14 protein-coding genes are annotated in these 12,979 nt (G+C 42.8%); all 14 read right to left on the bottom strand.

Annotated elements, in window-relative coordinates:
- Positions 1-79: 79 nt before the first annotated feature.
- Positions 80-208, bottom strand: coding sequence for a hypothetical protein (locus BMZ22_RS17410; protein WP_281242096.1), 129 nt, complete (start codon positions 206-208; stop codon positions 80-82).
- A gap of 139 nt (positions 209-347) precedes the next feature.
- Positions 348-1,703: an MFS transporter gene (locus tag BMZ22_RS15375; protein WP_090087191.1), complete on the bottom strand. Its 1,356-nt coding sequence runs from the start codon at positions 1,701-1,703 to the stop codon at positions 348-350.
- Positions 1,704-1,857: 154 nt separating this feature from the next.
- A complete protein-coding gene (locus BMZ22_RS15370) occupies positions 1,858-2,856 on the bottom strand; it encodes a catechol 2,3-dioxygenase (protein WP_245745495.1) in 999 nt (332 codons plus the stop codon).
- 208 nt (positions 2,857-3,064) lie between these two features.
- Complete coding sequence (locus tag BMZ22_RS15365) at positions 3,065-4,339, bottom strand: TRAP transporter large permease (RefSeq protein WP_090087189.1); 1,275 nt, start codon at positions 4,337-4,339, stop codon at positions 3,065-3,067.
- Positions 4,336-4,836: a TRAP transporter small permease gene (locus BMZ22_RS15360; RefSeq protein WP_090087187.1), complete on the bottom strand. Its 501-nt coding sequence runs from the start codon at positions 4,834-4,836 to the stop codon at positions 4,336-4,338. The genes BMZ22_RS15365 and BMZ22_RS15360 overlap by 4 nt, the downstream gene beginning before the upstream one ends.
- 15 nt (positions 4,837-4,851) lie before the next feature.
- Positions 4,852-5,640, bottom strand: coding sequence for an SDR family NAD(P)-dependent oxidoreductase (locus tag BMZ22_RS15355; protein ID WP_090087186.1), 789 nt, complete (start codon positions 5,638-5,640; stop codon positions 4,852-4,854).
- Positions 5,641-5,719: 79 nt separating this feature from the next.
- Entirely contained in the window at positions 5,720-6,739 is a 1,020-nt protein-coding gene (locus tag BMZ22_RS15350; protein ID WP_090087184.1) for a TRAP transporter substrate-binding protein, read from the bottom strand.
- 22 nt (positions 6,740-6,761) lie between these two features.
- A complete protein-coding gene (locus tag BMZ22_RS15345; protein ID WP_090087201.1) occupies positions 6,762-7,766 on the bottom strand; it encodes an amidohydrolase family protein in 1,005 nt (334 codons plus the stop codon).
- A gap of 54 nt (positions 7,767-7,820) precedes the next feature.
- Positions 7,821-8,816: a VOC family protein gene (locus BMZ22_RS15340; RefSeq protein ID WP_090087182.1), complete on the bottom strand. Its 996-nt coding sequence runs from the start codon at positions 8,814-8,816 to the stop codon at positions 7,821-7,823.
- 346 nt (positions 8,817-9,162) lie between these two features.
- Positions 9,163-9,354: a 4-oxalocrotonate tautomerase gene (locus tag BMZ22_RS15335; RefSeq protein WP_090087180.1), complete on the bottom strand. Its 192-nt coding sequence runs from the start codon at positions 9,352-9,354 to the stop codon at positions 9,163-9,165.
- Between the two features lie 46 nt (positions 9,355-9,400).
- Entirely contained in the window at positions 9,401-10,186 is a 786-nt protein-coding gene (locus BMZ22_RS15330) for a 2-keto-4-pentenoate hydratase (protein WP_090087178.1), read from the bottom strand.
- A 25-nt stretch (positions 10,187-10,211) separates the two neighbouring features.
- Positions 10,212-11,234 carry a 4-hydroxy-2-oxovalerate aldolase gene (gene dmpG / locus BMZ22_RS15325; RefSeq protein WP_090087176.1) on the bottom strand — a complete coding sequence of 341 codons (1,023 nt, stop codon included), beginning with the start codon at positions 11,232-11,234 and terminating at the stop codon, positions 10,212-10,214.
- A gap of 15 nt (positions 11,235-11,249) precedes the next feature.
- Entirely contained in the window at positions 11,250-12,140 is an 891-nt protein-coding gene (locus tag BMZ22_RS15320) for an acetaldehyde dehydrogenase (acetylating) (protein WP_090087174.1), read from the bottom strand.
- A gap of 32 nt (positions 12,141-12,172) precedes the next feature.
- Complete coding sequence (locus BMZ22_RS15315) at positions 12,173-12,970, bottom strand: 2-keto-4-pentenoate hydratase (RefSeq protein ID WP_090087172.1); 798 nt, start codon at positions 12,968-12,970, stop codon at positions 12,173-12,175.
- Positions 12,971-12,979: the final 9 nt, after the last annotated feature.

Here is a 12,979-nt window from a genome sequence, read left to right as displayed (position 1 = left end):
GCCGGCCCCATACCCTGCCAAATCAATATTCACATAAGAGCACTAAAGGTTGAAAGCTTGTAACCCAATTTACACATAACTATGGACTTGACTTCGTTCTGACACGCTTCTCGCTTGTTTTGACGCCGTCCTCGCTCGGTTCGGCACACTTCTCGCTCGTTTCGGTGCCGCTCCCGCTCGTTCTTGCCTGTTTGTCGCTCGGTTTCATGCCGCCCCCGCTCGTACTGGCACGCTCCAGCATTTCGTTTCGATGCTTTGACTCAAATTTAGCATGAGATTTCGGTCTAGCATCTCGAATTAAAGCCCCCTAGCTTTCCTTAAATAGCGTCAGTGACTGACAACCCACCTTACCCAACGTCTTCTGCCTTCTTCCTCCCCGGAAGTTTAATCGCCAAAACCAGCACCACGAGACAAAACATAAGGCAAATCAGTGCAACTAAGTGCAGGTGGGCTAAATCCATATGGTCGTTAAACGTCAAGCCGAGCAGACTTGAAGATAAAATCGCGCCGACATAACGGCTCGTCTGATAAAGCCCTGACGCAGAGCCCGTTTCTTCCCGGCTTACGTTTTCGTAAAGGGCGGTCTGGGTCGAAATATTATTAAAACCCTGGCTCATACCGATAAGCGACATGATGATCATCAGCCAGATAATTGGCGAGGTCGTTTGATACGTAAGGACGAGCGCTGTGCCGCTCAACAATACAGACGCGCCGATAATCAGCGGTAATTTTGACCCGTACCGGTCGATAAGCCGTCCGGCGATTGGAGCTGTTACGACCCCGAAGCCGGCAAGTGTCAGCATAATCAGCCCGGTATTTTCTTCACTGTAACCCTTCACTTGTTGCAGGAAAGTCGGAAACCCGTAAAAATAACAATAATAGATGAGGTTGATCGTCATAAATTGAATATAGACGGCCAAAGAGTTCCGATTTCTCGTTAAGCTTTTCGTATCAATGAATGGCTCGCTTTGTTTTTGTTCAAACATATAAAAAGCGACACCGCCGAAAACAAAGAGGACGAACGCCCACCAGCGTATGCTGCCATTCAATGATAAAATAAACAGAATCATCCCGGTCGTAAATGCTATGAATAGAATAATGCCCACAAAATCGATTCGCTTGATGTCAATTTTTCCCTGACCAGTGTTCGGCAATATAAACAAAGCCAGTGTAAACGATATGATGATAAACGGGAAGTTAATGAGAAAAATTGACTGCCAATCCCATGCCCCGATTAAAAAACCGCCAATTGACGGACCGAATGCTGCTGATGTTGTTGAAAAGATAGCCAAAACGGCCAACGCTCTTCCTTGCTTTTTTGTAATATGGGCACGGACCATGCTCATCCCGCTTGGAAACAAGGTTGAACTTCCGATGGCTTGAAGTGCCCGGCATGCCAGAAGCACGGGAAAATTTGGTGAAAGCGGCGCCAATACTGATGCGCCCGCCACCAAGATGAGCCCCGCCATGAACAAGCGTTTTGGCCCGAACATATCACTCAGCTTGCCCATGACAGGCTGCCCGGCGGCACTCGCCAGATAAAATATCGAAATCAGCCAGGAGGCATCAGCAAATGATAAAGCAAATGCTTCCTGCAGCCGCGTTAACGCCACGGATATCATTGATGAATTTAACGGATTAAGCAAGGTGCCCAGTCCGACTGTTAAGACAAGCAGCCATGGTTTATGTATTTTCGTTGCCATTGTTTATCCTCCGTTGTCTTCAGCTATGATGATTACAAAAATTACTTCACTATATATTACATGATATGCTGTAAGATTAATAGTTTTATCACCAAAATAAAAAAGTGATCATCAACCATTCAATGATCACTTCTTTAAGCTCGAGCGTTCTATTTTAGTTTTTCACCGGTGCTTTTACGTTTGGTGTACCGTATTTGAAGTAACTGTCCGGCAGTGGTGCGCCATAATGGATGATCGCTTGCTCCACTTCATCTTCATTCCATTTAAGCGGCTCCCAGTCCGGATCGAAAATCAAATACCCTGAGTCGCCGAATAGTTCGACACGGTTGCCGCCCGGCTCGATGACGTACATGCACAGTGCCTGGGAAACGCCATGCTTCAGCGGGCCTGCTTCAATTTTGATGCCGTGTTCCGTTAATACATCAGACAAATCGTGCAGATGTTGCGGGAAGCCATACCAGAATGCTAAGTGGTGCAATCGGCCAAGCCCCTGTTCGGATGTTGTGGCATCTTTCATATATGCAATTTCATGCACAAGCGGGCTGACACTCAACCAAGCACCGATTTCGTCACCATCACTTTTTACAACGTGTTCACGCAAATTGAACCCGAGATCGTTCATCAAGTGTTCTTTATTGCGATTGACACTGCTGGACATTAAATTGACATGGTCAATCCGGCGAACAGGAATACCGGTGATCGGCCGTTTTTGCGGACGGCTTTTAAGCGCCGTTTTTTCATTGTCTTTGCACTGGTAATAATCAACATCCCATAGAATTTCCATGTTATGGTTGTCGGGTGTAACAAATTGGTACGCTGCACCATGGCCGAGGTCGCCGTCAATCCAGCCCTTGCCGGCACCGGATTTTTCGAGATCTTTCACACGGCGTTCGAGGGCATTTGGAGAGCTTGCACGCCAGCCGACATGGCCCAGACCAGGTTCATTTCGCTCGGTCACTTTCAATGAATGGTGATAATAATCTTCATATGAACGCAGATAAACGGACTGCCCTTCTCTTGCCACTTCGGTCATGCCCAGCAGATCCTTGAAAAACCACAACGTCTCGTCAGGTACTGGTGTAAAAATCTCGACATGCGCCAACTGCGCAACATCAAACTGTTTTAACTCTTGCAGTAATTCTTGTTCTTTCACTATAAACTCCCCCTTGTGATAAATAAAAGTCTTTGGTGATAACGTTTTCATCAACTTCTAAAAAAATTGAGCCAGCCAAATTATATTGAAAAATATTTCTTAATTTTTATAATAGGCTAATCTCAATTAAAATAAAACGGTCCAGTTCCGTTATAAGCAACAAAAATAAAAATTTTTATAAGAATATCTCCTTTTTATCGACCTAAATCTATTCCGAAAAAGACGGGATCCATAGTGTAAGCTGCGGTATAAATGTAACAAGCAGTAAGACAAGCACCGCAACCAATACAAAAGGCCAGAGTGCTTTTATAAAATTCTCCAACCTCACATTTCCTAATGAAGTAGCTATGAATAAACCTGAACCAACAGGAGGAGTTAATATACCAACCGTAACGTTCAGACAAATAAGCACTCCAAAATGAATAGGATCTATATCGAAGGCTGGTAATATCGGTACAAAAATCGGTGTTAAAATGATAATTAAGGCAATTCCTTCAATCACCATGCCCAGAAGTAGAAACAATATATTAACCAGGAGCAAGAAAATAATAGGATTACTAGTTATTGTTGTCATCCATTCAGCTATTAATTGAGGTACACGCTCAAAAGTCATCGCCCACCCAAAAATGTTACCCATCGCTATAAGTAGTGTTACAATCGCAGTGGATATTGCTGTATTTACCATAATTTCAGGTAACAATTTTAAACTAATATCTTTATAAAAAAAGAAGCTGACAACCAATGCGATTACACAAGCAATCCCTGCAGATTCTGTCGGAGTAAAAACACCACTCACAATACCCCATATCAGAATTCCTGGAACCAGCAATGCAGGCAAAATTTGTAAAAAAGATTTACCTCGTTCGCTCCAGGAAGCTTTTCTAGTTGAGGGAAAATTTTGCTTATATCCGATATATGCAATTAGTAATATAAAACCTAAAGAAATTAAGACTCCGGGAATAACCCCTGCTAAGAACATATCTCCAATTGAAGATCCAGAAGTAGCTCCATAAATAATGAAAAGCATACTTGGCGGAATAATTGGCCCTAACATCCCTGCGGAAGCTGTTGTTACTGCGCCAAATTCACGTTTATAACCTTCTTTTTCCATTGCCGGTACCATTATTTTCGTCATCATTGCTATCTGTGCTGCAGCAGACCCAATAATAGATGCCAAAAAAGTGTTGGCAACAATATTTACATATGCTAATCCTCCCCTAAAGTGGCCCACAAATTTTTGAGCAAAAGTAATAAGTCTAGTTGTAATTCCCCCGGTGTTCATTATTTCACCGGCAAGCATAAATAAGGGAATTGCCAGGAGACTATAACTTTCAAGTGAAGAAAATAATCGTTGAGGGGAATTTATAACCACATCTATGTTCCCACTGACTATAAGAAGAACTATCCCGGATATACCAAGAACAATTGCTATAGGAACTCTTATGAGCAACAATAAGACAAAGATTAATATTGTAATGGTCATTCAATCACCTTCCCATTCTTTACAGAGCGCAATGCTTCGAATAACCAGTTGATGAAGTGTATGGTCATAAAAAGCAGACTTACGGGTATACTCATATACATATAAATCATCGGCGTTTGCGTCGTAACTGATGTTTGGAGAAAAATTGTTGGATTGGTAATCCAGTTTATAGATAAATAGAAAATATAGATAGAGAATACAGTTGAGACAAAGAGACCAATAGCAATTAAAGCGTTGCTTAATTTCGTATTGATTCGATCAACTAATACAGTTACAGCAACTGCCCCTTTGGATTTAATACTCATGCTGGCACCAATAAAACTAGTCCAAACAAAAGAATAGAGGGCTAACTCTTGCCCCCACATCAAAGGTGAGCTAAGGAAATAACGAAAAAATATATCCAACACCATAGCTATTAACATAATAGGTATTAAAATTATAACTAACAACTTTTCAAATTTAAAAATCACATTGCTTATAACCTTGCTAAGATTCACTATCGTCCTCCCCCTTTAATAAACTCCGAATTGTTCTGCAATCGGTTTAAATTGCCCGCCTGATGTTAATCCCCCGTCTGCAATAATCTCAGATCCTGTCAAATAGGAAGAATCTTCTGAAGCAAGAAAAGTTACTGCCTTGGCAATCTCCTCTGCTTCTCCAGCTCTCCCCAAGGGGGTCATATGATTTGATTCATTAATCAAATCTGAAATGGAGTCATTTAGCGGAGTCTTGATAAAGCCAGGATGAACAGAGTTTACTCTGATTTTCCACTTGCCAAATTCAACAGCTGCAGACTTTGTCATCCCTCTTACAGCCCACTTTGAAGCAGTATATGCTGCCGCAAAATAGCCCGTTTCACCAGTAATTGAGGATAAATTTATAACGGATCCGTGATCAGAGTTCTTTAGTAATTCCAAACAATACTTCATTCCAAGAAATACACCTGTTTGGTTCACAGCTATGATACGATTCCAATCTTCCAACGTACACTCTTGAAAAGAATCTCTTTTATTTATGCCCGCATTATTTACAAGCACATCCAATCTTCCAGTTTCACTGGATATTTGCTCAGAAAGTATTTTCCATCCCACTTCATCAGTAACGTCCAGTTTATGCGTAATGATTTCAGAGTCTCCATATTCTTTAACTACTGAGGAAGCTTCTTTTAGATTGTGAATATTGTTGCTGACCATATAAATTTTTTCTGCTTCTTCTTTTACAAACTCTATAACATCTGCTAGTCCGAGTCCACTTGAAGCTCCGGTCACTAATGCAGTCTTTCCTTTTAGTTTCCCTGACATGACAATTCCTCCATAGTAGAAATAGAAAAGGTTGTCTCAAACAGAATTCTGTCCCTCCCTGAGACAACCTATTATGAAATTACTGCTCCCTCACTTCTTCAATGAATTTTTTAATTAATTCATTCTTCTCGGAGTATTTTTCATACATTTTTTCTGCTTCCTCAATAAACTCTTCACGGTTCTTCAATTCAATAACGTTAACCAAATCTTCTAATTCTTTCAAATTATCATCTTCATCTGCTACAATTTTTTCCTCGCCCCATTGTACAGCTTCTGACAATGCTTCATTTAAGATTTCCTGATCCCCTTTTGGCATGTTTTCATAATTTGACTGGCTTCCAGTTACTATTCCCCCAAAAGCCATATGATTAGTTAATACATAATTCTCACCGATTTCATGATATTTCTCAGAGAGCATCGGGTTAGTATCAACAGACACACCTTCTATGACACCCGTTTGCATAGCGTTATATACTTCAGGTAGCCCCATTGCAATCGGGCTTGCCCCAAGTCCTTCCCAAAAATCAAGAACCGACTCCCCGCCAGTAAAACGCAATTTTCGTCCGTCAACATCATCTAATGAAGTTATCGGGTCTCCATTGACAAGCAAATTATGATTTGCTGCAAAGAAATAATCCATCCCTCTAAGACCTTGTTCTTCCAGTAAACCCAACATATCTTGTGCGGGTTCAGTATCTTGAGCAGCCAGGGAAGCTTCCAAATCCTCGAATAAGAAAGGCATATTCCATGCATCTAACTCCGGAAATCGCGTGCTTAAATACGGTACAGTAAGTACAGCAAAATCAAGTGAGCCGCTTTCCAACTGCTGTACCATATCCGCCTCGGGACCTAACTGTGCAGCAGGATAGAGATCAAGAGTCATTCTGCCATCAGATTTAGCGTCTAATTCCTCGGCAAATTTTTCTGCAAATTTGTGCCAGATATGGCCTGTCTGTGTGACATAAGACATTTTAAATTCATAAGTTTTTCCTTCGTCCTCATCAGAGGCGCTTTCCGCGGTACCATCATCGCCACAAGCACTTAAAGTTAATCCGGCGAAAATGAGAATTACAAACAACAAGCCCTTTGTTTTTTTCATTAAAATTCCTCCTTTTAATTTATTAAGTTTTCACTATTTCACTCAACCCAAGAAAATCCAAAGCATTTTTTCCAAGCATAACCTCTTTGTCTTCTATCGACAGATTATTCAAATTATCGATAACTTCCCCGACCGGCTTTTCTCGCAGCAAAAAAGGATAGTCAGATCCAGCTATTATCTGCTTTGTTCCAAAACGATCAATCATAAATTTTAAATTCGCCGGGTCATATACTAACGAATCATAGTATAATTTTTTCGCATAGAAACTTGGCGGTTTCTCTGTTTGTCTCGTATCAGGCCATACTTCCCATCCCTTGTCCATTCTTGGAAGTATATAGGGCAAGGCCCCCCCGCCATGTGCAAAACAAACCTTTAGAGCAGGAAGATTTTCAAGAACTCCGCTCATTATCAGACTTCCAGCAGCTAAAGCTGTTTCAGAGGGCATCCCAACCGTATACATGGAATTAAATTTATGCAGTCGTTCTTTTCCAAGAGTAGCCCAAGGATGGACAAAAAGTGGAACATTCAACTCTTCTGCAGCTTTAAAAAATGGGTATAGAGAGCTATCATCCAAATTCAATCCATTTACATTGGAGCCTATCTGAACCCCATTTAACCCAAGTTCTTTAACTGCTCTTTCCATTTCGTTTATTGCCAATTCAGTTTCTTGCAACGGCACTGTACCCATACCAATAAATCTATCAGGATACTTTTTTGCTACTGATGCAATGAAATCATTTTGCAATTTTGAAAATTCCATACCTGCTTCAGGAGCTGACCAATAGGAGAGGGTCACTGGAATCGGGGATAGGACCTGTATGTCCACCCCTTCTTTATCCATATCTTTAATACGTTTTTCAGGGTCCCATGCTTGATCTGTTATTTCCCTGAATGTTTTACCTTCTCTAATAATTTTGGCTCCACAACTGCAGGTCTTTTGCAATATTGGAAATCGATTATCTCCATATTTCGCAGCTAAATCAGGTAATTTTTCTGGGATAATGTGTGTGTGAAAATCAATCCGTATATGTTTTCGAGACAATGAATATCCCCTTTCTATTAGCTCGACTTCAATACTAATCTATTTATTTATTTCAGTCCCATAAGTCAAATAACTTTCCGGTGGAGTACTTCCCCACATATCCAGACCAAACTGGCCAGTTCCAGATTGCCACTCAATGGGTTTCCAATCCGGGGCAAATATCAACATGCCGCCTGTCCATAATTCAATTCGATTTCCGGAAGGTTCAAAAGCATACAAGAATTGCGCTCCGCTTGTTCCATGTTTCCCAGGTCCCCATTCTATTTTAATATCATTTTCTGCCATTATATTTAAGGCCCTCAATAATTCATCTGGAGAATCGAGGAAATAAGCCACATGGTGCAATAGTGTTCCGGTTTGATTTGCGTTTCGCATTAAAGCAATTTCGTGCGCAATGTTAGTCTTACTTAACCATGAACCCAATCGCACATTGTCTTCATTTTGGATGTAATAACGGTGGTGAATACCCAAAAGATTTGTCCACCATTCCTGTTCTTTAGCCACGTCATTAACCATTACATTCACATGATCAAAACGTCGCGGTGCCGCACCTTTTCCAGTATACTTCATTGGGTGGCTTGGTAGTTTGGATGCTGTCTCCGGATCAGAATACATTTCCATCTCCCAATATAGTTCTACAGGAATTCCTGAGGGACTATAAAATTTAATTGCATCGCCCTGACCAAGTTCATTGCCTCCCCCTACCCATTTATAGTCAACACCTGAATCTTTAAGTGTTTTTTCAAACGCAAATAGAGATTTTTCTGAGTCTACTCGCCATCCAAAATGATCTAATCCTGATTTATCAGACTGAATGAGAACTAATGTATGGTGGTCCCAATCCTGCCAGGCTCTTAAATATGCCTTTCCGCCCTGAACTGCAGTTACATGAAGACCAAGCAATTCTGTGAAAAACCATATCGATTTCTCCATATCGGTCACAAAAATGGATGCATGCCCTATATGCGCAATATTCGACAATTTTAAATCAAGTTCTGTCAACTCTACTTCTTTTTTAACGTTTGATAATACCATTCTTATTCCTCCCGCTTAATTAATAACGTTCAATAAAGGTAACCGCTTTCATTGACCACAAAAATTATCGTGACTTTTTTACTACAATTATTTGTATTATAAAAAATCACGATTAAAAAGAAAAGCTTTCAGTTCCTCTATAAGCAACAAAGTAAAAACTTTTTTATTTTTCGGACCAAAATCTTAATTTTATTTATCCCATGTGTAACTGGAAGTAAGACCCCGCCTCAAATGATCGAATATAAAATGGAGATTAAAGGGGGTTAACTATCAGTAAATGTCCGATTCTGTTCATCTAACAATCGCAGGCGGTGAAGTGAACTCCGCCTGTGATTGAAGATTCACTTCACCGTCCCAAATCCTTAGCACTCGTTCCACCGATTGACCAGTGGGTTTTTGGTACCTCGTGAACGATTACCCGAACGTTTTTTTTCGGTGCGTCGAGTGACTCACTGACGGTTTCTGTCACGTTTTGCATTAATGTATCAATCTTTTCCTGTGAGCGGCCTTCCATAATCTGAATGTTGACCAGTGGCAAATACGTCACCTCCAATCGTCTAAACGCTACATCGGCATAACTTTTATTACTTCACGAAAAAAGATACATCACCAAGACCGCCGCATTTGACGTTGACAAAATCACCTTCAGACAGTCTGACGGCTGCGGTAATGCCCCCGGATAAAATCGGCTGGCCGGCTTTAACTTTTTCACCTTTTTCAGCGAGCATGTTAGCCAGACTTGCAATCGAGTTTGCCGGGTGACTCAACACGGCAGCCCCTGCTCCGAGCGATTTCACTTCGCCGTTAATCGATAAGGTGACACCGACCACATCCAACTCCAGCTGATCCGGCGTTTTCAGAGACGTACCGAAGACCGCACCAGCTGCTGATGTATTATCGGCAACAACATCAGGCAGCGTGAAATTAAAATTTTCATAACGGCTGTCGATGATTTCAATCGCCGGGAACACATACTCCGTCGACCGCAATACGTCGAGTGCCGTCACGTTCGGACCTTCCAGATCCCGCTTGAGCACAAATCCAATTTCAGGCTCTACTTTTGGATGAATATAGTCTGATAGTGCGATCGTGTCGCCTTCAGCTACGACCATATTGTCAAAAACATAGCCGTAAATTGGATTATCGACGTTCATCTGTTTCATTTTCGCTTCACTCGTGATCCCCATCTTCGGACCAACGATTGAAAGGCCGTCGTTCTGTTTCCTGCGAATAAGTTCTTCCTGAACGAGGTATGCTTCATCAATCGTCAATTCGGGATACAATTCAGCCGTTATTTTAACGATTTCACGTTTTTCTTTTTCTGCGTTATAAACATAGTCTGTCAGTTTATTAATCAATGTTTCGTCCATTACTCAGTCCCCCTAGCCAATCGTTCTACGTTGCTGCTTTTTCTTTGCCGGCAAGCTCCGCCGCGACATCAATAATCATGTCTTCCTGCCCGCCGACAATCTCGCGTCTGCCAAGCTCCATTAAAATATCGCGTGAATCGACTCCAAATTTCTTCGATGCACGGTTAGCATGCAGCAAGAAGCTTGAATAAACACCGGCATAGCCCATTGTCAAGCTATCACGGTCGATTTCCTGAGGCTTCGGAAGAATCGGTGCCACGATATCTTCAGCGATGTCCATCATTTTATAGACGTCGACACCGGTTTTAATACCCATTTTCTCAAGAACAGCGACCAGTACTTCCGTTTGTGTATTGCCGGCACCTGCTCCAAGACAGCGCATGCTGCCGTCAATGCGTGTTGCACCTTCTTCAATCGCCGCCAGTGTATTGCCCATCGCCACGGATAAGTTGTTGTGACCGTGGAAACCGACGTTACAGGATAACGCTTGTTTCAGCGCTTTGGTGCGTTCACGTACTTCATGCGGCAAAAGCGCGCCTGCTGAGTCCACCATGTAGACGGTATCAGCACCATAACTTTCCATTAACTTAGCTTGTTCAACAAGTTTTTCAACCGGTGCCATATGACTCATCATTAAAAAGCCGACCGTTTCCATGCCGAGTTCTTTCGCGGTTTCAATGTGCTGTTTGGATACATCCGCTTCAGTGACATGCGTTGCCACACGGGCCATTTTCGCACCGAGATTTGCTGCTTCTTTTAAATTTTCAATGGTGCCGATGCCCGGCAAAAGCAGCACAGCAATTTTGGAAAAATCCGCAACCGAAACGGCGGCTTCAATTAATTTCAATTCGTCGGTCAATGACATTCCATACTGCAGTGAGGAGCCGCCAAGACCGTCACCGTGTGTTACTTCGATATACGGGACACGCGCTTCATTCAATGCTTTCGTAACGTTTGTCACTTGCTCAACGGTATATTGGTGGCTGATCGCGTGACTGCCGTCGCGAAGCGCCACTTCTGTCAATTTAATATCAAGTTCATTGCTCATGGTTTTCCCTCCTTCTTAAGATTGTTCGACTGTTTTCGCTGCTTTTTCGTTTGCGAATTCTTCGGCCACTTTAACTGCAGCGGACGTCATAATATCGAGGTTACCGGCATATTTCGGCAAATAATGGCCGGCGCCTTCAATTTCCAGGAATACAGACACCTTATTGCCGTCAAAAATTGGTTCTGTCCTTAAATGATAACCAGGCACATACGACTGCACTTTATCGGCCATCTTCTGTACCGATTCAGTGATGGCTTTTTCATCGAGTTCCGCTTCATCGACGATCGCGTGTACCGTATCGCGCATCATAATCGGCGGTTCGGCCGGATTCAGAATGATGATCGCTTTACCTTTTTTCGCGCCACCGACTTGCTCGATCCCTTTTGCCGTTGTTTCGGTAAATTCATCAATATTTGCCCGTGTGCCTGGTCCGGCACTTTTACTCGAAATCGTTGCGACAATTTCAGCGTAGTCGACCGTGGCCACCTGCTGAATAGCATGCACAATCGGGATCGTCGCCTGGCCGCCGCACGTAATCAAGTTGACGTTTTTTGCTTCAAGGTTTTCGCCAAGATTGACAGTCGGAACGATGAACGGTCCAATTGCTGCCGGTGTTAAGTCGAGCATCTGGATGCCCATTTCCTGTGCCGCCTCATTATTGTGCAAATGTGCTTTGGCACTCGTTGCGTCAAACACGATATCAACCAAATCCGGGTAATCTTTTAAGCCGTCAATCCCATTGTCAAAAACGTTAACGCCTAATTCCTTCGCATGGCGCATCCCTCTTGATTCAGGGTCAACCCCCATGACAGCCTTCAGCTCGAGTGACTCAGATTTTGACAGCTTTACCATCAGGTCTGAGCCAATGTTGCCCGTGCCGATAATACCAACCTTTAATTTACTCACAACTATCCCTCCTTTAAAAAGTCCATTACCAATCAAACGCTTTCAAATTTAACTGTCAGTTCACCAAGATCCGAAAATTTTACGCGGAATTCGTCGCCGGGTTCAGCTTCCACAGCCGCCGACAATGCACCCGAAAGAATCACTTCGCCTGCTTTTAAGTGGATATCGTAATCGGCCAGTTTGTTCGCAAGCCATGCGACACATTTGGCAGGATCGCCTAATGCCGCAGCACCGACACCTGTATTTTCCAGCTTGCCGTTTTTAAATAACGCCATGCCGATTTGCTTGATGTCAACATCTTCAATTTTACGTGGTTCATCACCCAAAACATATAACCCTGATGACGCATTATCGGCAATTGTGTCAGGCAAGGTGATTTTCCAGTCTTTGATGCGGCTGTCGACAATTTCAATCGCCGGCACAATAACGTCTGTTGCTTTTAAGACATCAAGTGCTGTCACATCAGGCCCTTTTAAGTCTTCTTTTAAAACAAATGCGATCTCGCCTTCCACTTTGGGCTGGAGCACCTGATTGGCCGAAACGGTGCCGTCGCTTCCTATTTCCATTTTATTCAGCAAATGCCCGTAATCGGGTTCATCGACCCCAAGCATTTCCTGCATCGCTTTTGATGTCAGGCCGATTTTTTTTCCTGTAATGTATTCACCGTCCCGCGTGCGGTTGTCGATGGTTTCCAGCTGTACGTGATACGCCTCATCGATTGAGAGGCCGGGATCCAGCTCAGTAACTGGCTGGACCCCAACGTGCTCTTCCCACGCTTTGGCTAAATGAGCGGCGAGCTGTTTTGCATCTGGCCGGGAATCCGTCTGCATGGAAAAAAC

The sequence above is a fragment of the Lentibacillus persicus genome (assembly GCF_900112705.1).
GTDB classification, from domain to species: Bacteria; Bacillota; Bacilli; order Bacillales; family Amphibacillaceae; genus Lentibacillus; species Lentibacillus persicus.
Note: the sequence above shows the minus strand (reverse complement) of the source record. Positions and strands in the feature narration are given on the sequence as shown.